The sequence below is a fragment of the Caldimonas caldifontis genome (genome assembly GCF_002930615.1).
In the GTDB taxonomy this organism is placed as follows: Bacteria; Pseudomonadota; Gammaproteobacteria; order Burkholderiales; family Burkholderiaceae_C; genus Caldimonas; species Caldimonas caldifontis.
Window position 1 is genome coordinate 52,583 of the sequence record NZ_PSNX01000010.1, and the last position, 19,723, is coordinate 72,305.

The 19,723-nt window shown below is 68.0% G+C and carries 15 protein-coding genes and 1 tRNA gene; 11 read left to right on the forward strand and 5 right to left on the reverse strand.

The features are described 5' to 3' along the window. Window positions 1–78: 78 nt before the first annotated feature. From C1704_RS11360 to C1704_RS11375, 4 genes are all read left to right on the forward strand, one after another. Window positions 79–2,478, forward strand: coding sequence for a serine/threonine protein kinase (locus C1704_RS11360; protein WP_104302847.1), 2,400 nt, complete (start codon window positions 79–81; stop codon window positions 2,476–2,478). A 174-nt stretch (window positions 2,479–2,652) separates the two neighbouring features. Next, entirely contained in the window at window positions 2,653–4,941 is a 2,289-nt protein-coding gene (locus tag C1704_RS11365) for an HDOD domain-containing protein (protein ID WP_146076073.1), read from the forward strand. 44 nt (window positions 4,942–4,985) lie between these two features. Beyond that, window positions 4,986–5,076 (forward strand) — tRNA-Leu (locus C1704_RS11370). A gap of 74 nt (window positions 5,077–5,150) precedes the next feature. Then, window positions 5,151–6,452 carry an MFS transporter gene (locus C1704_RS11375; protein WP_211286927.1) on the forward strand — a complete coding sequence of 434 codons (1,302 nt, stop codon included), beginning with the start codon at window positions 5,151–5,153 and terminating at the stop codon, window positions 6,450–6,452. Between the two features lie 10 nt (window positions 6,453–6,462). On the opposite strand, the gene murI is transcribed toward C1704_RS11375, so the two are convergent. Beyond that, entirely contained in the window at window positions 6,463–7,305 is an 843-nt protein-coding gene (gene murI, locus C1704_RS11380; protein ID WP_104302849.1) for a glutamate racemase, read from the reverse strand. A 235-nt stretch (window positions 7,306–7,540) separates the two neighbouring features. On the opposite strand from murI, the gene C1704_RS11385 reads away from it, so the two are divergent. The 5 genes from C1704_RS11385 to C1704_RS11405 all read left to right on the forward strand — a co-directional run bounded on the left by C1704_RS11385 (window position 7,541) and on the right by C1704_RS11405 (window position 13,412). Further along, window positions 7,541–8,290: an electron transfer flavoprotein subunit beta/FixA family protein gene (locus C1704_RS11385; protein WP_104302850.1), complete on the forward strand. Its 750-nt coding sequence runs from the start codon at window positions 7,541–7,543 to the stop codon at window positions 8,288–8,290. Between the two features lie 11 nt (window positions 8,291–8,301). Then, the gene (locus C1704_RS11390) at window positions 8,302–9,234 is read left to right on the forward strand and encodes an electron transfer flavoprotein subunit alpha/FixB family protein (protein WP_104302851.1); all 933 of its coding nucleotides are present in this window, start codon (window positions 8,302–8,304) and stop codon (window positions 9,232–9,234) included. Window positions 9,235–9,358: 124 nt separating this feature from the next. Further along, window positions 9,359–11,149 (forward strand): acyl-CoA dehydrogenase, encoded by a 1,791-nt coding sequence (locus C1704_RS11395; RefSeq protein WP_104302852.1) that lies wholly within the window; start codon window positions 9,359–9,361, stop codon window positions 11,147–11,149. A 107-nt stretch (window positions 11,150–11,256) separates the two neighbouring features. Further along, window positions 11,257–12,216, forward strand: a complete 960-nt coding sequence (locus tag C1704_RS11400; RefSeq protein ID WP_104302853.1) for an NAD(P)H-dependent flavin oxidoreductase — start codon at window positions 11,257–11,259, stop codon at window positions 12,214–12,216. Between the two features lie 77 nt (window positions 12,217–12,293). Beyond that, complete coding sequence (locus C1704_RS11405; RefSeq protein WP_419186797.1) at window positions 12,294–13,412, forward strand: PA0069 family radical SAM protein; 1,119 nt, start codon at window positions 12,294–12,296, stop codon at window positions 13,410–13,412. 9 nt (window positions 13,413–13,421) lie between these two features. On the opposite strand, the gene C1704_RS11410 is transcribed toward C1704_RS11405, so the two are convergent. The 4 genes from C1704_RS11410 to C1704_RS11425 all read right to left on the reverse strand — a co-directional run bounded on the left by C1704_RS11410 (window position 13,422) and on the right by C1704_RS11425 (window position 17,522). After that, a complete protein-coding gene (locus tag C1704_RS11410; RefSeq protein WP_146076074.1) occupies window positions 13,422–14,294 on the reverse strand; it encodes a hypothetical protein in 873 nt (290 codons plus the stop codon). Between the two features lie 191 nt (window positions 14,295–14,485). Further along, complete coding sequence (locus C1704_RS11415; RefSeq protein ID WP_104302856.1) at window positions 14,486–14,980, reverse strand: cupredoxin domain-containing protein; 495 nt, start codon at window positions 14,978–14,980, stop codon at window positions 14,486–14,488. Between the two features lie 27 nt (window positions 14,981–15,007). Beyond that, entirely contained in the window at window positions 15,008–16,393 is a 1,386-nt protein-coding gene (locus C1704_RS11420) for a multicopper oxidase family protein (RefSeq protein WP_104302997.1), read from the reverse strand. A 19-nt stretch (window positions 16,394–16,412) separates the two neighbouring features. Next, entirely contained in the window at window positions 16,413–17,522 is a 1,110-nt protein-coding gene (locus tag C1704_RS11425) for a TolC family protein (RefSeq protein WP_146076075.1), read from the reverse strand. A gap of 138 nt (window positions 17,523–17,660) precedes the next feature. On the opposite strand from C1704_RS11425, the gene C1704_RS11430 reads away from it, so the two are divergent. Beyond that, window positions 17,661–18,347, forward strand: coding sequence for a heavy metal response regulator transcription factor (locus tag C1704_RS11430; protein WP_104302858.1), 687 nt, complete (start codon window positions 17,661–17,663; stop codon window positions 18,345–18,347). Further along, window positions 18,344–19,711: a heavy metal sensor histidine kinase gene (locus C1704_RS11435; RefSeq protein WP_104302859.1), complete on the forward strand. Its 1,368-nt coding sequence runs from the start codon at window positions 18,344–18,346 to the stop codon at window positions 19,709–19,711. The genes C1704_RS11430 and C1704_RS11435 overlap by 4 nt, the downstream gene beginning before the upstream one ends. Window positions 19,712–19,723: the final 12 nt, after the last annotated feature.

Here is a 19,723-nt window from a genome sequence, read left to right on the forward strand (position 1 = left end):
TTCGACAGGCCCTGTTCGGCGGTTTCGAAGCTTGTCTTGGGTGTCCAATGGCGGAACATCCGTTTCCCGCGTGCCGGCATGCCGTCTCCTGCTCCCCTCCGTCCGCCGGCCCGTACCCTGGGCCGCTACGAACTGCGTCAACTGCTGGGTCAAGGGGGGCAAAGCGCCGTCTGGCGAGCCTTCGATCCGCGGCTGGACCGGGAGGTTGCGCTCAAGCTTCACCGTGCGCAGGCGTCCGATGGCGAGGCACTCACACAGTGGCTGCACGAGGCACGTGCCGTTGCCAGGCTGAGCCATCCGAACATCGTGCCGCTTTTCGAGGCGGATGTGCATGACCAGCACCCCTACCTCGTCTTCGAACTGGTGGAAGGTCCCACGCTCTCGCAACGCCTGCGCGAGCAGGGGGCTCTGGCCCCGGCCGAGGCGGTACGTGTGCTGCTGGGCGTGCTCGACGGGGTCGTCCACGCCCACCAGTCAGGCGTCATCCATCGGGACCTCAAGCCCTCCAACATCCTCATCGATGCGGCAGGACGCGCGCGCGTGATGGACTTCGGCATTGCGGTCAACCAGCGACACGGCATGGCCGACGCGGCCCTGGTCGGGACACCTGGCTACATGGCGCCAGAACTCACCCAGGGTCGCCCGGCCACCGTGCAGGCCGATGTCTTTGCCGCGGGGCTGGTGCTGTACGAAATGCTCGCAGGTCGGCCTGCGGTGCGCGAGAGCGACCCCTACAAGGCCTTGCACCGTCTGGCCCACGAGGATGTGAGCCTGCCGGCCGAGCTGCCCCACCCGGTGGATGATGGCCTGCGTGCCGTGGTGCACCGCGCGACCGCGCGCGACACGGCAGTGCGGTATGCAAACGCCGCCGAGATGGCCAAGGCCCTGCAGGCCTGGCTCGCGCCGCAGGCCGAGGGCAGCGAGGCCAGCCGCAACAGCACGCTCGAGTTCCTGTTGCGCCGCATGCGCCACAAGACCGACTTCCCGGCGCTCACCGACGCGGTCGGGCGCATCCAGCGCATCGCAGCCTCCGAGCACGAGAGCCTGAACAGCCTGGCCAATGAAATCCTGAAGGACGTGGCGCTCACCAACAAGCTCCTGCGCATCGTCAACTCGGCGCACTTCCGAACGGCGGGTGGCGGCACGATCAGCACCGTCTCGCGCGCGGCTGCGCTGGTGGGCTTCGCGGGAATCCGCAATCTGGCACTGTCCCTGGTGGTGCTGGAGCACATGCAGGACAAGGCCCAGGCCGGCAGCCTGCGGGAGGAGTTCCTGCGCTCACTGATGGCCGGCAACGTGGCCCGTGAGCTGGCCGCTGGCGCACGGGATGCCGAAGAGGCGTTCATTTCGGCGTTGTTCCAGAACCTGGGCCGCACGCTGGCCCAGTTCTACTTTCCCGAGGAGGCCGCTCAGGTGCGTCAGCTCATGCAGCCCGATGGCTCCGATGCCTTGACGGAGGAACAGGCTGCCGTCAGGATCCTGGGCATCCGCTACGAGGAGCTGGGCGTGGGGGTGGCCAGGCATTGGGGGCTGCCCGAGGCCCTTCAGCGCAGCATGCGCAAGCTGCCGACCGAAGGGCCCCTGAAGAAGCCGGAGGGCCCCCTGGACCGCGTGCGCATGGTGGCCTGCGCCGCCAACGAGCTGGCCGATGCCGTGCTGCACCACCCCCGCGCCCGGCACGAGGAGGCGCTCAAGGCGGTGGCCGCGCGCTATGCTGCGCCGCTGGGCCTGGCCGACAAGGATTTCCTCGGGGCCGTGCAGCGCTCGCGTGAACGGATGGCCGAGCTCGTGCCGGCGATGGACATCCAGGTGACACCCGGCAGCCGCAGCGAGCGGCTGATGAAGACGCAGGCCGCCACCCAGGCGGCACCCTCCGACGCCCTGAGCGCTCACGACCTGGACACCGTGGTGCTGGCCCGCGAGGGTGGGGCCACGACAACGGCGACGGCGCCGCCCGAGCAGGCTGCGCAGGGGCTGGCCGCCGGCATCCAGGACATCAGCAATGCTCTGGTGGAGGGCTTCAAGCTCAATGAAGTGCTGCGCATGGTTCTGGAGTCGATGTACCGCTCGCTGGGATTCCAACGCGTACTGTTCTGCCTGCGCGATCCTCGCAGCGGCGCGATGACGGGCCGCTTCGGTCTGGGCGCCGATGCGCAGCAGGTGGCCGGGCTGTTCCGCATCGACCTCGCACCCTCGGCGACTGATCTGTTTGCGCTGGTCTGCAAGAAGGGCGCCGACACGCTGATCTCGGATGCGACCGTGCCCAACATCGCCGAGCGGCTGCCCGGGTGGTACCGGCGTGAGGTGGGCGCCCCGACCTTTCTGCTGCTGCCCATGAGCCTGCGCAATGCTCCCCTGGGGCTCATCTATGCGGACCGGGCGGCAGCAGGCGAGATTGCCATCGGCGAGCGGGAACTGTCGCTGCTGCGCACCCTGCGCAATCAGGCCGTGATGGCATTCAAGCAGGCCACCCCCTGAGCTTGGCGCTTGTCCGGCAAGGCCGTTCGAGGAGAAGGCGGGCAAACACCTGTCAGTTCGCTGTGGCCATCCACCGTTGCGCGTGATGAAATCGAGGGGCCCATCCCAAGACGGCAGGCCGTGGTAGCCACGCCCTGTCCGTGAACTTTCGCACATCTTGTCCCGCCTGCCATCGTGAGTTCCGCTGAAGACGCCACCAGCACCGCGACGCTCGGGCGCTATCGGTTGATGCGCCTGATGACGAGCGACCTTGACACGGCCTGGTGGCAGGCCCGCGAGGTCAGCAGTGAGCGCGAATGGCTGCTGCAGGTCTGGCAGCAGCCACCGATCCCGGCCCTCACGCCGGTGACCTGGCGCGAGGCCACCCAGGCCTTGCGGGCGCTGCACCACCCCAACATCCTTCAGGCCGTGGAGGCCGTGATCGAAGACGGTCGCGCCGTCCTGGTGTGCGCGCCGCTCTCGGGTGTGGTTCTGTCCCAATGGCTGGCCGATCACGAATCCATGCCGGTGCGGCAAGCCGTGCTCGTGGCCATTGGCATGCTCGACGCCTTGGCCCACCTCCACGAAAGCGGTCTCGTCCACGGCCACATCCGACCCGATGCCCTGTGGCTCGACATCACCGGCCGGTCCCTGCTGGGCGGCTTCGAACCTGCAGGCCGAACAGTGGATCTGCAGCGACTGGCCACGGCGAGGGGGGTGTATGTGGCCCCCGAGGTGGCGGCCGGTCTGCGGGCGGATGCGCGCAGCGACGTGCACGGGGTGGGACTGGTGCTCTATGAGCTGATCACCGGTCGCCCGGCCGTGTCGGACCCCCAGCCGCGGCGCGCCCTGGAACGACTGCAGACCGAGGAAATCCAGGTGCCTGCGCCGCTGCTGCGCGGCCCGGGTGAGGAGGGCCTGCGCAGCCTGCTGCTGCGAACCTTGTCGCGCGATCCGCTGCAGCGGCCAGCCAGTGCTCAGGCGCTGCGGCAGGCCCTGCAGGACTGGCTGACGCCCGCGCTGCTCGACGGCAGCGGCGACACGCTGGCACAACGCACGCTCAACACCCTGCTGGCGAGGCTGGCGTCGCATGGCGATCTGCCGGTGCAGGCCGAGGCCGTAAGACGCGTGCGCCGGCTGGCGGCGGCTGACCGTGTCAATCTCGACGAGATCGCACGCGCGGTGCTCGACGACGTGGCCCTGACACACAAGCTGCTGCGCATGACCAATGCCGCCTATTTCAGCTCGGTGGGAGGCGGGAGCATCACCACCGTCTCGCGCAGCATTGCACTGCTGGGTTTCGAGGCCATCCGGGACCTGGCCGGGACCTTGCCGCAACTCGAAGACCTGCGCGACAGCACCCAGCGCGAGGCGCTGGCCGACGAGTATGCGCGTTGCCGCGTGGCCGGCCGAACGGCCGCCCGCCTGTGCCCCACCCAGGCAGAGGAGGAGGAGAGCTACATCGCGGCACTGATGCAGAACCTCGGCCGCGTGCTGGTGCAGCATCACCTCCCTGATGAAGCCGCGCAGGTGCGTCAGCTCGCCCGCAGCAAGGGGCAGAGCGAGGATCAGGCCGCGCGCGCGATGCTGGGGCTTTCCTTCGAGGACCTGGGAGTGGCCGTTGGCCGCACGTGGGGCCTGCCCGATGAACTGCTGCGCGTGATGCGTCCGCCGGCGGCGGGCACCCCGGTCCGGGCACCCGAACGTCGCGGGGATTGGTTCCGCCTGCTGGGGGGAGTGGGCAACGTCGTGGCTGCCACGCGCACCCGCGATGCAGGTCGCGACCTGGCGCCACAGCAGGCACAGGCCATCGAGCATTACGCGGCTGCGCTGGGCCTGCAGGCCCAGCAGGTCTGGGAGGCTGCCGGGGCCACACCGCCACCCGCTGCAGCAGGACGGGGCTCGGACGGTGTGGCGCCCCCGGGCTCCAAGCCGGGTCCTATCCCTGCGGCGGCGCCGTCCCCGGTTCACCCTCTGTCCCAAGCCATTCTTGATCTGCGGACGGCCTTGATCCGGCAGGAAGGCCGAGAGGCCTGCCTCGACATCGCCGGCGAAGCGGTGTTGAACCATCTGGGTTGCCGCCATGTCGCGCTGTTGGTTCTTGAGCCTGCCAGTGGCCTCTTCCTCGCCCGTCAGGTGTGGGGCGACGACGGGCAGACGCTGCGTGCGCACTTCCGCTTTCCGGGCAACGACCCGGCCGACGCTTTCAGCGCCCTGTGCGCCAAGGGCGCGGATGCACTGATCCGTGATGCGACCGTGCCGGGTCTGGCAGCCAAGCTGCCGGCGTGGTTCCGCACCCACGTGGCAGCCCCGGCCTTCATGCTCCTGCCCATCAGCGACGGGCAGCGCACGGCGGCCGCACTCTATGCCGACCATGCGCAACCCGACGGCTTCCGGCTCTCCGACCGTGACCTGTCGCTGCTGCGCAGCCTGCGCGATGAACTGCGCAAACTCTTCACCACGCCCGAGCGCCGCAAGGCTTGAACACTCCCGCGGGGGAGACCTGTCCCGTACACTCGCCCCCCGGAGCCCCGGTGGCGAAACTGGTAGACGCAGCGGACTTAAAATCCGCCGCCGCCGAAACGCGGCGTGCCGGTTCGATTCCGGCCCGGGGCACCACATCGGCATTCCACCGTCACGCTCCTGAGCCGGGGCTCTGGCATCATGCCCGCCACAGAGCACAAGGAGACTCCATGGTGGCCGTGTTCCCCCAGCAAGCCCTGAACGAGGGCGTGCGCAAGCGCGAGGTGTTCGGGTGGGCGATGTACGACTTCGCCAACTCGGGCTACACCACGGTCGTCCTCACGGCCGTCTTCAACGCCTACTTCGTGGGCGTGGTGGCCGACGGTGCCGAATGGGCCACGCTGGCCTGGACGGCCTCGCTGTCGGCCTCCTGCCTGCTGGTGATGCTCACGATGCCCACGATCGGCGCCTATGCCGACCTGCGTGCGGCGAAGAAGCGGCTGCTGGCCTTCACCACGGCGGGTTGTGTGATCACCACGCTGGCCCTCGCACTGGTAAGCCGCGGTGACGTGGCGCTGGCGGTGGTGGCCATCATCCTGTCGAACAGCTTCTACGCCTATGGCGAATCCCTGATCGCCTCCTTCCTCCCTGAACTCGCCAAGCAGGATGCGCTGGGCCGCGTCTCGGGCTGGGGCTGGAGCTTCGGCTACTTCGGCGGCATGCTTTCGCTGGGCCTGAGCCTGGCCTATGTGCTGTGGGCGCAGGGACAGGGCCTGCCGGCCACGCATTTCGTGCCGGTGACGATGGTGATCACCGCGGTGGTCTATGGCGGCGCTGCGCTCGTCACCTTCGCGCTGCTGAAGGAGCGAGCGGTGCCACAACCGCAGGCCCTGCAGGAGGGCGGGCTGAAGGCCTCCATCCAGCGCCTCCTGGAGACCTGGCACCGTGCGCGTCAGTACCGCGACTTCACCTGGTTGCTGGCGTGCACCACCAGCTACCAGGCCGGCATCGCCGTGGTGATCGCGCTCGCGGCGGTCTACGCCGAGCAGGTGCTGGGCTTTGCGCAGCAGCAGACCATGGCACTCGTCTTCCTTGTCAACATCGCCTCGGCCGTGGGGGCCTTCGGCTTTGGCTACCTGCAGGACCGGATGGGCCACAAGGGCTCGCTGGCCCTCACACTGGTGGGCTGGATTGCGATGGTGGTGCTCGCCTACCTGGCCACCTCGGCCCCGCTGTTCTGGGTGGCTGCCGTGATCGCCGGCCTGTGCATGGGCTCCAGCCAGTCGGCCGGGCGCGCGCTGGCCGGCCTCTTTGCACCCCCGAAGCACCTGGCCGAGTTCTTCGGCTTGTGGACCTTCGCGGTGCGGCTGGCCGCCATCGTCGGCCCCATCACCTATGGCCTCGTCACCTGGTGGACGGCGGGCAACCATCGTCTGGCCATCGTCTCGACCGGGTTGTTCTTCGTCATGGGGCTGTTGCTGCTCAAACCCGTGAACATCGAACGCGGTCGCGCTGCGGCGCGCGGGGGCTGACCGGCGTGGCTCAGACGGGCAGGCGGGCCACGTGCCAGTCGAGGGCGGGCAGATGCCGCTGTGCGAACTGCTGGAGCGTGCGGGTGTCGCCGCTGGTGTAGGCCTGTACGGGCAGGCACCCGGACTCGTCGGCCAGAGCGTTGGGATCCGACAGCACACGGGCCGTCTGTGCGGCCACGGCTTGCGCCGTGTCGATGAGGTGCACTGCAGGCCCCAGTGCCTCCTGGATCAGCGGCGCCACCCAGGGATAGTGCGTGCAGCCCAGCACCACGGTGTCCACCGCCTGCGCCCGCAGGGGCGCCGTGTAGCGAGCCACCAGCGCACGCACGGCGGGAGCCTCGGGATCGCCGCTTTCGATGGCCTGGGCGAGGCCGGGGCAGGGCACGCACACCACCTCGGCCTCGCCTTTCCAGCGGGACAACAGCGCTTCAAAGCGCGGGCTGCGCAGCGTGGCCTCGGTGGCCATCACGCCCACCCGGGCCCGGGCACTGTGCTGCAAGGCGGGCTTGAGGCCGGGTTCCATGCCCACGAACGACAGATCGCGATGCCGTGCCCGCAGGGCGTCGATGGCCACGGCGGTGGCGGTGTTGCAGGCCAGGACCACCACGCGGGCGCCCTGGTCACGCAGGAAGCGGGTGATGCGGTCGCTGCGGTCCAGGACATGCGTCGCGCTGCGTTCGCCATAGGGCGCATGGCCGCTGTCGGCCGCGTAAAGCCAGCGCACGCCCGCAAGCGTGCTCGACAGCACGCGCAGCACCGACAGGCCGCCGAGGCCGGAGTCGAACACACCGACGCAATGGCGCTCCCCGTCACGCGGGATGAATGGAGCCAGGGAGGCGGTACGGGGCGTCATAGGGCGAGTGCAGTCTAACGCCGCGGGTTCTGGAGACCCATCTCTAGGTGCGGGCACTGGACGGCCCCCCGGGGGCATCCGCTAGAATGCAAAAAATCGAACGACCGTTCTATTTTGCGCGCGACAAAAGCTCAGGGTTAACCCGAATCGGCTTGTCGCCCGGACAACACGCCGGCTGTGCACCGCAACATAGAATGGGATGTTACGTTTACGTCAATCCAAAGGAGAGCGTCGCATGAAGGCACTGGTCGCAGTCAAGCGCGTCGTGGACTACAACGTCAAGGTACGTGTGAAGTCCGACGGCACGGGGGTGGACATCGCCAACGTCAAGATGAGCATGAACCCCTTCGACGAGATTGCGGTGGAAGAGGCCACCCGTCTGAAGGAGAAGGGGGTGGTCAGCGAGATCGTGGCCGTCTCCTGCGGGGTGGCGCAGTGCCAGGAGACCCTGCGCACGGCCATGGCCATCGGGGCCGACCGTGCGATCCTGGTCGAGACCGATGCCGAGTTGCAACCCCTGGCCGTGGCCAAGCTGCTCAAGGCGGTGGTGGACAAGGAGCAACCCCAGCTCATCATCCTGGGCAAGCAGGCCATCGACGATGACTGCAACCAGACCGGCCAGATGCTGGCCGCGCTGCTGGACCGCCCCCAGGGCACCTTCGCCAGCAAGGTCGAGGTGGCCGACGGCGTGGCCGTGGTTACCCGCGAGGTGGACGGCGGCCTGGAGACCGTCAAGCTGCAGCTGCCGGCCATCGTCACCACCGACCTGCGCCTGAACGAGCCGCGCTACGTCACCCTGCCCAACATCATGAAGGCCAAGAAGAAGCCCCTGGACGTGCTCAAGCCGGCCGACCTGGGGGTGGATGTGGCCCCGCGCCTGAAGACGCTCAAGGTGGCCGAGCCCCCGAAGCGCGGCGCCGGCGTCAAGGTGCCCGACGTGGCCACCCTGGTCAGCAAGCTCAAGAACGAAGCCAAGGTCATCTGAGGAGCCCCGTCATGTCCATTCTCGTCATTGCAGAACACGACCACGGCAGCCTCAAGGGCGCCACCCATCACACCGTGACCGCCGCGCTCGCCTGCGGCGGTGAGGTGCACGTCCTGGTGGCTGGCCACAACGCCGGCGAGGCTGCCAAACAGGCTGCCCAGATTCCCGGCGTGGCCAAGGTGCTGCACGCTGACTCTGCCGCGCTGGCCGAGCAACTGGCCGAAAACGTCGCTGCGCAGGTGCTGGCCGTGGCTGGCAGCTACAGCCACATCCTCTTCCCCGCCACCGCCCACGGCAAGAACACGGCCCCGCGCGTGGCCGCGAAGCTCGACGTGGCGCAGATCTCCGACATCACCAAGGTGGTGAGTGCCGACACCTTCGAGCGCCCGATCTACGCCGGCAATGCGATTGCCACCGTGCAGAGCGCGGACAAGGTGAAGGTCATCACCGTGCGTACCACCGGCTTTGATGCTGCGGCCACCAGCGGCGGCAGTGCGGCTGTGGAGAGCATCGCAGCTGTCGATGACGCCGGCAGCTCCAGCTTCGTGGGCCGCGAGGTCACCAAGAGCGACCGGCCTGAGCTCACCGCTGCCAAGATCATCGTCTCGGGCGGTCGGGCGCTGGGCTCCAGCGACAAGTTCAACGAAGTGCTCACCCCGCTGGCCGACAAGCTCGGCGCGGCGCTGGGGGCCAGCCGTGCGGCGGTCGATGCGGGCTATGCGCCCAACGACTGGCAGGTGGGCCAGACGGGCAAGATCGTGGCGCCGCAGCTCTACATTGCCGCGGGCATCAGCGGGGCGATCCAGCACCTGGCGGGCATGAAGGACTCCAAGGTGATCGTGGCGATCAACAAGGACCCCGAAGCCCCGATCTTCTCGGTGGCCGACTACGGCCTGGAGGCCGACCTCTTCGAGGCCGTGCCGGAGCTGGTCAAGAGCCTGTGAGCCCCATGGGCCGTGCGCGCCAGACGCGCCGGCCCCAGCGACCCGTGCGCCCGATGCACAGGCCACGGGTCTTTTTTCCGCCCGACGTCAAAGTTGTCCGTTGAGTGACAAGCGAGGAGTTGCCGTGAGTTACCAAGCCCCTGTGAAAGACATGCTGTTCTGCATGAAGGAGCTGGCCGGTCTGGCCGACGTGGCCCGGTTGCCGGGGTTCGAGGAGGCCGGCGAGGAAACCGCCCAGGCGGTCCTCGAGGAGTGTGCCAAGCTCAACGAGGGGGTCGTGGCCCCGCTCAACGTCGAAGGCGACCGCAACCCCAGCTTCTGGAAGGACGGTCAGGTCACCACGACGCCCGGCTTCAAGGAAGCCTTCCGCCAGTTCGCCGAGGGCGGCTGGCAAGGCCTGCAGCACCCCACCGACTTTGGCGGCCAGGGCCTGCCCAAGACCATCGGTGCGGCCTGCATCGAGATGATCAACAGCGCGAACCTGAGCTTCGCCCTGTGTCCGCTGCTCACCGACGGCGCCATCGAGGCTTTGCTCACTGCGGGCACGCCTGAGCAGCAGCAGACCTACATCCCCAGGATGATCTCGGGCGAGTGGACCGGCACGATGAACCTCACCGAACCCCAGGCGGGCTCAGACCTGGCCTTGGTGCGCACGCGTGCCGAGCCCCAACCTGACGGGAGCTACAGGATCTTCGGCACCAAGATCTTCATCACCTACGGCGAGCACGACATGGCCGAGAACATCGTCCACCTCGTGCTGGCACGCGTCAACGGCGCACCCGAGGGTGTCAAGGGCATCTCGCTCTTCATCGTGCCCAAGTTCATGGTCAAGCCCGACGGCTCGCTGGGGGACCGCAATGACGTGCATTGCGTGAGCATCGAGCACAAGCTGGGCATCAAGGCCAGCCCGACGGCAGTGCTGCAGTTCGGCGACCATGGCGGCGCCGTGGGCTACCTGGTGGGCCAGGAGAACCGCGGCCTGGAGTACATGTTCATCATGATGAATGCGGCCCGCTATGCCGTGGGCATCCAGGGCATTGCCGTGGCCGAGCGCGCCTACCAGCAGGCCGTGGCTTACGCGAAGGAGCGCATTCAGTCGCGTCCGGTCGATGGTTCGATGCCGGGCCGCGCTCCCATCATTCACCACCCCGACGTGCGCCGCATGCTGATGACCATGCGCGCCTACACCGAGGGCTGCCGGGCGATGGCCATCACGGCGGCGGCGGCCTATGACGCCGCTCACGCGCACCCCGACGCCGAGGTGCGCAAGCAGAACCAGGCCTTCTACGAGTTCATGGTGCCGCTGGTCAAGGGCTACAGCACCGAGATGAGCCTGGAGGTGACCAGCCTGGGCGTGCAGGTGCACGGCGGCATGGGCTTCATCGAAGAGACCGGGGCGGCCCAGCACTACCGTGACTCGAAGATCCTCACCATCTACGAAGGAACCACGGCGATCCAGGCCAACGACCTGGTGGGCCGCAAGACGGCGCGGGACGGCGGGCAGACGGCCAAGGCCATCGCGGGTCAGATCGAGGCCACGGAGGCGGCACTGGCCCGCCGCGACAGCGTGGCGGCGCGGGCCATGCTCAAGCGCCTGAAGGCCGCTCGCGAGGCCTTCGTGCAGGTGGTCGACTTCATGGTCGGCCAGGCCAAGGGCAACCCCAACGCGGCCTTTGCCGGCAGCGTGCCCTACCTGATGCTCGCCGGTAACCTGATCGCCGGCTGGCAGCTTGCCCGCGCGTTGCTGGTGGCCGAGGACAAGCTGGCCGCTGGCGAGGACACGGCGTTCATGCAGGCCAAGATCGCCACCGCCCGCTTCTATGCCGAGCACATCCTGGCCAAGGTGCCGGGCCAACGCGACGCCATCGTCGAAGGTGCCGACAGCGTGACCGCCCTGGCGCCCGACGCCTTCTGAAGACCGCCCACGGTACGGCGCCCTGTCGCCCACGCGACGGCGCCACCCGGGCTCGGACGGCACACTGACCGTTCGCTCCCTTCCCGCTGTGCCACGAGGAGACCTCCGTGCCTTTGCCCACCGTGCTGCAAAACCTGTCGTTGCCCGTCATCGGCTCGCCACTGTTCATCATCAGCAACCCCAAGCTCGTGATCGAGCAGTGCAAGGCGGGCGTCATCGGTTCCATGCCGGCGCTCAATGCGCGTCCGGCCTCGCAGCTCGACGAATGGCTGGCCGAGATCACCGAGACGCTGGCCGCCCACAACCGCCAGAACCCCGACCGCCCCGCCGCGCCGTTCGCGATCAACCAGATCGTGCACAAGAGCAACGACCGGCTTGAACACGACATGGCCTTGTGCGCCAAGTACAAGGTGCCGGTGGTCATCACCTCGCTGGGCGCGCGCACCGACGTCAACGACGCCGTGCACAGCTGGGGCGGTGTGGTGCTGCACGACATCATCAACAACACCTTTGCGCACAAAGCCATCGACAAGGGCGCCGACGGCCTGATCGCCGTGGCTGCGGGTGCGGGCGGGCATGCCGGCACCACCAGCCCCTTCGCGCTGGTGCAGGAAATCCGCGAATGGTTTGACGGCCCTCTGGCCTTGTCGGGCTCGATCGCCAACGGCCGGGCCATTCTGGCGGCCCGTGCAATGGGGGCCGACTTCGCCTACATCGGCTCGGCCTTCATCGCCACCGACGAAGCGCGGGCCGTGGACGACTACAAGCGCATGATCACCGAGAGCACCAGCCAGGACATCGTGTATTCGAATCTCTTCACTGGCGTGCACGGCAACTACCTGCGCGGCTCCATTGTGAAAGCCGGACTCGACCCTGAAGCCTTGCCGGAAAGCGACCCCAGCAAGATGAACTTCGGCGGCGGCGAAGGTGCCAAGAAGGCCTGGAAGGACATCTGGGGCGCAGGCCAGGGCGTGGGCGCGGTGAAGGAAGTCGTGCCGGCCCGTGTGCTCATCGAGCGCCTGCGCAGCGAGTACCTCGCTGCCAAGGCACAGTTGTGTCAGGCATGAATCTCGCACCCCAGGGGCGATGCTGAATATGCACCGGTCGCCCCCTATTGCAGGGCAGCGGATGCCGGATATACTGTATAAATACACAGTATTCTGGCAATCCCGTGGCAGCGCCCCCCTCTCAACCCATCGCCTTCAAGGGTCGTGGAACAGGCTGGCGGATGGCCCACCGCTTCAACTCCACCGAGCGCGACTGGGTCGATGACGGGTGGGGCGATGCGGCCGACCCCGCCGGTGCCGAGACCCTGCCTCCTCGCACCGAGGTGAGGGAAGAGTGCGTGCGCTCGCTGCTCAGCCCGAACGACTCCCCCGACATCCCCTTCGAGTGGTCGATCAACCCGTACCGGGGCTGCGAGCATGGCTGCATCTACTGCTACGCCCGGCCGACGCACAGCTACCTGAACCTCTCGCCCGGGCTGGACTTCGAGACCAAGCTGGTGGCCAAGGTGAATGCCGCCGAGGTGCTCGTGCGCGAACTGGCTCGGCCTGGGCACCGGGTCAGCCCGATCAACATCGGCTCGGCCACGGATGCCTACCAGCCCATCGAGCGCCGGTTGGGTCTGACCCGCTCCGTGCTGGAGGTGCTGCATCGTTGCCGGCATCCCTACACCATCGTCACCAAGTCCTCGGGCGTCGAACGCGATCTTGACCTGATCGCCGCCGATGCCGCCGAGCGGCGCGCGATGGTCTTCGTGAGCGTGACGACGATGGATGCGGCCTTGTCTCGCCGCCTCGAACCACGCGCAGCGGCACCACACCGGCGGCTTCAGACGGTGCGCACCCTGGCCGAGGCCGGCGTCCCGGTGGGGGTGAACGTGGCACCCATCATCCCTTTTCTGAACGAGCCCGAGATCGAGCGCCTGATCGAGGCGGCGGCCGAAGCCGGGGCGACCTCCATTCACTACACCGTGCTGCGGCTGCCCTGGGAGGTGAACCCGCTGTTCCAGCAGTGGCTGGAACAGCACGTGCCCGAGCGGGCCAGGCGCATCATGGCCCGGGTGCGCGATCTGCGTGGCGGTGCGGACTACCGGTCGGCGTTCGGCCAGCGCATGAAGGGGGAGGGCTTGTGGGCCGAGCTCATCGCACAGCGTGTGGACAAGGCCTGCGCCCGGGCGGGGGTGTCGCGCCGTGCGCCGCCCTTGGATGCGGCCGCTTTCCGCCCCCCGGGCGACGAGCGCCAGGCGGAGTTGTTCTGAAGCAGCAACTCAGAACCGGATCTTGAGGTTCAGGCCCAGAGCCCACAGGCCGCGGCGAGGGTCGGTGGCGAGTTCGCGTTCGCGGAAATGGCCCACGGAGATTTCTCCAAGCAGCCAGACGTCGTGCAGGGGCTGTTCCCAGCTCAGCCGCAAGCCGTACTCTTCGATGTTGACACCACCCCCTTCGCGACCGCGAAAAATGGCTTCCGTGGACAGCAGCCGCTGGTCGCCAAAGAAGCGGTACAAGCCGAGGTTGCTTGACCACTCGAAGCGTTTGCTGCGCTGTGTGATGGTGGCAGCATTGAGCCAGCGACCGACCAGTGTGGGACTGAAGTCGTGGTCATACGAGAGGACCGTGGTGGACCCGAAGCGGTCGTCGCGGGTCAGGAACACCGTTTCCCGGAAGTCCAGGGTGTCCGCCGGTCCGAATCGCCATGCATGCTGATAGCGCACTTGCGCGTAGGGTTTGGGGCCTCCGCGCAGGCCGACGCGAAAATCGAAACCCCCTGTGCCCTGGACGCCCAAGCCTGCGAAGAACGCATCGTCACGCCGGTCCCGGCGTTGCAGATGCTGCTCGCGCGACAGTGCGTTGGGTTGGTCCGTGACCACCTCGCGAGGATTGTCCCGGCCGATGAAGAGCTGGGCTCCCAGGCGCTCGATGTTGGGCAGGCGGAAGCTGGCATTGAATCGAGCGCCCAGGTCGGGTGACTTGCGTTCGCGCAGCAGCAGGCGCAGATCGAAGCGGCCGTTTCGAACGGCGCCGCCTTCCTCGAACGGGCGATCACCGAACCAGCTGTCCACGCCCCGTGCCAGCCACTCGGCCGTGGCTCTGAGCGACTCGCGTGTTGTGACGGCCGCGTCCACGAGGGGTGTTTGCGCCACGGCAGGCTCCTCGTCCTCAGGAGCGGCGATTCCAGCGGGGATCAGGGCGACCAGGAACCCGGCGGCCAGCAGGCGCCGCATTGTCGGAGCAGCACAGCGGTGAGTGAAGCACGCGAGTCGTGGCATGGCGGCTCTGGCAGGGGAGCCGCCTGACTATAGGCCATGGTGCTCGGCGAGGGTGCAAGTGAATGTCAGCGTCGGACCACGCGGATCTTGCCCACCATGCCCGCCTCGAAATGGCCCGGCAGCAGGCAGGCGAACTCGAACTCGCCCACTCGATTGAAGTGCCAGATCATCTCGGCCGTCTTGCCCGGCGCCACATGGGCCATGTAAGGCTCGTCATGCTCCATGTCCGGGAACTTCTTCATCAGTTCGGCGTGCTCTTCGAGTTCCTTGCGGGTGCCCAGTACGAACTCATGCATCACCTGGCCGCTGTTGTGGTGGATGAAGCGGATGGTCTCGCCTTGCCGCACCTCGATCTCGCTCGGGGTGAAACGCATGTTGTCGGTCATCTTCACCTCGATCGTGCGTTTCACGGCCCTGGCCTCGCCGGCAATGCCCCAGGGCTTCTGCTCCATCACCACGGGGCCACTGTGGCCGCCGTGATGGCGATCGCCGTGAGCGATGGTCGCGGCAGGAGCCAGCAGCAGGCCTGCGAGGGTGAAGGCGAGGGCAGATTTCGTCATCGGTGGGCTCCTTGAAAAGTCCGTGCGTCAGTGGGCGTGGCCCTTGCCCTGCGGCTTCACGGCGCGGGCGGGGGGCGTCTCGGGCGAAGGCGGGCTGGCGCGCACGGCACTGGGCGGCGCGCCTGTCCACTCGTAGGCCACGGTGCCCGGCGGATGCCTGAAGGGACCGGGGTCGCTGTAGTCGCCGGGTTTCTGATCGCGACGCACCTTGAACACCGTGAACATGCCACCCATCTCCAGCGAGCCGTACTGTCCCTGGCCGGTCATCATCGGCGCGGTGTTGTCGGGCAGGGGCATCTCCATCTCGCCCATGTCGGCCATGCCACGCTCGCCCATGAGCATGTAGTCGGGCACCACCTTCTGGATCTTGCCCACCAGGCCGCGGTGGTCCACACCGATCATCGTGGGCACGTCATGCCCCATCGCGTTCATGGTGTGATGGCTCTTGTGGCAGTGCATGGCCCAGTCGCCTTCCTCGTCGGCGATCAGTTCGATCTGACGCATCTGGCCCACGGCGATGTCGGTGGTGACCTCGTACCAGCGCGTGCCCGGCGGCGTGGGGCCGCCGTCGGTGCCGGTCACCTGGAACTCGTGGCCGTGCAGGTGGATGGGATGGTTGGTCATCGTGAGGTTGCCCACGCGGATGCGCACGCGATCGTTCAGGCGGACGTTGAGCGTGTCGATGGCCGGGAACACACGGCTGTTGAAGCACCAGATGTTGAAGTCGAGCATCGTGTTGATGCGCGGTGTCTTGCTGCCCGGCTCCACGTCGAAGGCGTTGAGCAGGAAGCAGAAGTCGCGGTCGACCTCGCTGATGTGCGGATGTTTCGCGCGTGGGTGGGTGACCCAGAAGCCCATCATGCCCATGGCCATCTGCACCATCTCGTCGGCATGCGGGTGGTACATGAAGGTGCCCGGGCGGCGAGCCTCGAATTCATAGACGAAGGTCTTGCCCACCGGGATGGGGGGCTGGTTCAGCCCGGTCACGCCATCCATGCCGTTGGGCAGTCGCTGGCCATGCCAGTGGATGCTGGTGTGTTCGGGCAGCCGGTTGGTCACGAAGATGCGCACCTTGTCGCCCTCGACCACCTCGATGGTGGGGCCCGGGCTCTGGCCGTTGTAGCCCCACATGTTCACGTGAAAGCCGGGCGACACCTCGCGCACCACGGGTTCTGCGACGAGGTGGAATTCCTTGACGCCGTTGTTCATGCGCCAGGGCAAGGTCCAGCCGTTGAGCGTGACCACCGGGTTGTAGGGGCGGCCGTTCGGAGGCGTCAGCGGCGGGGCGGTCTGGGCAGAGGACTGGAGGACCGGTTCAGGCAGGGTGGCCAGTGCCGAGCGCGCCACGGCCAGCCCGGCCACCGCGCCTGCAGCGCCTGCAAAGAAGCGGCGTCGGGAAGAGGAAGCTTGCATGATGTCGTCGGAAAGGGGGTCAGTGGGCGGGGGCAGCACTGGCGGCGGCACCGCCGCCGCCCAGAGACACGAAGCTCGCAGGTTCGCCGCCCTGAAGCACCCATTGAAGATCGGCCTCGGCGAGCCAGAAGTCGCGCTGGGCATTCACGGTTTCGGCCGCGGCCGCGAAGCGCTGACGGGTTTCCGACAGCACGTCCCAGACGCTCTTGAGCATGCCGTTGTAGCGCAGCACGGCCTCCTCGGCCATCAGCTCGCGCGTCTTGAGGATCTCGTCGCGGTAGCCCGCGGCCAGGACATGACTCGCTCGATACGCTTCGTAGGCCATGCGGGTGCGCGGGGCCGCGCGCATCGCCTCCGCTCGCTGCAGCTGCGCACGCAGGCGCTGCAGGTGGGCGTCCACCGCGTCGGGGCCGATCAGTGCGTCAGGCAGGGCCGGCAGGCTGTCGGGCAGGGCCACGTGGTCGTGCCGGCCGGTGAGGCCCAGCACGCGGATCAGCTCCCGTTCGGCCAGGGCCTGGGCGTATTCCGCCCTTTGCAAGGCCATGCGCGCCTCGCTGAGGGCCAGCGAGGCCGGTGCTCCCTGCAGACGACTCCAGTTGCCCACCTGCACCATGCGCCGGCCCAGTTCGTGTGCCGTTTCGGCGGCGATGAGGCTCTCGCGATGGAAGCCGACGCCCTGGCGCGCCGCGACAGCCTGGATCCATGCCTGGCGCGCTTCGCGGGCCACCGCCAGCAATTCGCCGAGGCCTTGCACCCGCCGGTGCATCGACGGGTCCACCATCATCCAACGACCCTGGGCGACCGCCTCGGTCAGCGCGGGCCCCAGCTGGGCCTGCACCCCGGCCAGCGAAAGGTGAGCCGTCCAGGCCCGGCGCACCGCGTCGGCAGCGGTCTGCAAGGACAGGGACGCCGCTGGCGCTGGCGGTTCGGGCGTTTCCTTCAGGTTGGCCTGCTCCCAGCGCAGCACGTCGATGTGCCCACGCTGGAACTGCCCGACGGTGTCGTTGGCCTCGCGCCAGTCGAGTGGGGGGGCGTCCTCTGCGCCCAATGCGGGTGCTGCGACGCCCGCCAGCCCACTCCAGAGGGCAGCGGCGAGAAACGGTCGTTTGAGGTAGAGCATGCCTGCCATGATGTGCGTCAAGGGAAGGGCCGCATTCTTCGCCGAGTCCCCCCACGGGAAGCTGTCGGCAAGATGACAAATCTGTCAGGTATGGCGCAGCCCTCGGCAGGGCAGGCACACTTGCGGGTGTTCCACTGACCAGCGGCCGTGAAGATCCTGATCGTCGAAGATGAGCCCAAGACGGGTGACTACCTGCGCCAGGGCCTGCGTGAGGCAGGTTTCGCCGTGGACCTTGCCACCGACGGGGCCGATGGTCTGCACCTGGCCACGACCACCGACCCTGATCTGGTCATCCTGGACGTGATGCTTCCACGCATGGATGGCTGGGCCGTGCTGCGCGAACTGCGCTCGCAGGGCTGGGAGCGGCCCGTGCTCTTCCTGACGGCCCGGGACCAGGTCGAGGAGCGCGTACGGGGTCTTGAGCTGGGCGCAGACGACTACCTCGTCAAGCCGTTCTCCTTCGCCGAATTGCTGGCCCGCGTGCGCACCATCCTGCGACGGGGCCGTTCCGGCCTGGAGGCCACGACGCTGCGCGTGGCCGACCTCGAACTCGACTTGCTGCGACGCCGCGTCACCCGCAGCGGGCGCCGCATCGATCTCACGGCCAAGGAGTTCGGCCTGCTGGAGCTGCTGATGCGGCGCAGCGGGGAGGTGCTGCCACGTTCGCTGATCGCCTCGCAGGTGTGGGACATGAATTTCGACAGCGATACCAACGTGATCGAGGTGGCCGTGCGGCGCCTGCGTGCCAAGGTGGACGAAGGCTTCGAGCCGCGGCTCATCCACACCGTGCGTGGCATGGGCTACGTCCTTGAGGTGCCCGAGGCGGTCGCATGAGGCGTCGCCTCACGCTGACCGCCCGCCTGACGCTGCTCTACACGCTGGTGTCGCTGGCGGTGCTGCTGGGCCTGGGGCTCTTCGTGCTCAGGGTCACGAACGCGCATTTCGTGGAACTCGATGAAGAGCTGCTGCGTGACAAGTCGCGCCTGATCGCGCAGCTGGTCGCCGACAGTCGCTCGACGGACGAGCTGGCCCGCCACCTGGACCACCTGCTCTCCAGCCACGAGGGCTTGCACGCCGAACTCCATGCCGGCGACCGCACCGTGTACGACCGGGATGCGCTGGGGCTGGCGCAGGCGGTGCAGCGGCTGGAGGGGGCGGTGCCGCTCGTCGAGTGGACCCAGGCCGGGCGCACCTTCCGGGCCCTGGTGGTCCCGCTGGAGGCGCCGGCTGCACTCGGCGGCTCACAGCCCCTCGTCCTCACGCTGGCGCTGGACATCCACCACCACCAGCACTTCATGCAGGCACTGACCCGTTCGCTGGCGGTCTACCTGGGGGTGGCCGCGCTGGCGAGCGGGTTGCTGGGCTGGTGGTCGGCGCGCCGCGGGCTGGCACCCTTGCGTGAGATGAAGGCGCGTGCCCAGCGCGTGACCGCGCGCCAGCTCGACCAGCGCATGCCGGTGCAGGACGTGCCGGTGGAACTGGCCGACCTCGCCCTGGGGCTGAATACCATGCTCGATCGCTTGCAGCAGGACTTCGAGCGCCTGTCGCAGTTCTCAGGCGACCTGGCCCATGAGTTGCGCACGCCCATCAGCAACCTGCTCACGCAGACCCAGGTTTCGCTCGCACAGCAACGCGATGCCGCGGTCTACCGCGAGGTGCTGGCTTCGAACGCCGAAGAACTCCAGCGCCTGGCGCGCATGGTCTCGGACATGCTCTTCCTGGCCAAGGCGGATCATGGTCTGGCATTGCCGAGGCCGGAGCGCATCGTCCTGTCTGACGAGGTGCGGGCTCTGTTCGATTTCTATGAGGCGCTGGCTGAGGAGAAGGGGCTGCGCCTCGCGCTGGAGGGGCAGGCCGAGGTGGTGGGCGACCGGCTGATGGTGCGCCGCGCGGTGAGCAACCTCCTGTCCAATGCTCTGCGCCATGCGACACCGGGCACGGCGGTGCGCGTGACGCTGGGTGGGGCAGGGGAGGAGACCGTGCTGAGCGTGCACAACGAGGGGCCGTGTATCGACCCGCGTGACCTGCCTCGCCTCTTCGACCGCTTCTATCGGGTGGACAAGTCGCGCACCCACGCCGACACCGAGGGCACGGGCCTGGGCCTGGCGATCACTCAGGCGATCATGCGGGCCCATGCAGGCCGGGCGGTGGCCCACTCGCGGGACGGCCAGACCACGCTGTCGCTGCATTTCCCCTGAGGGCTGGCCCCG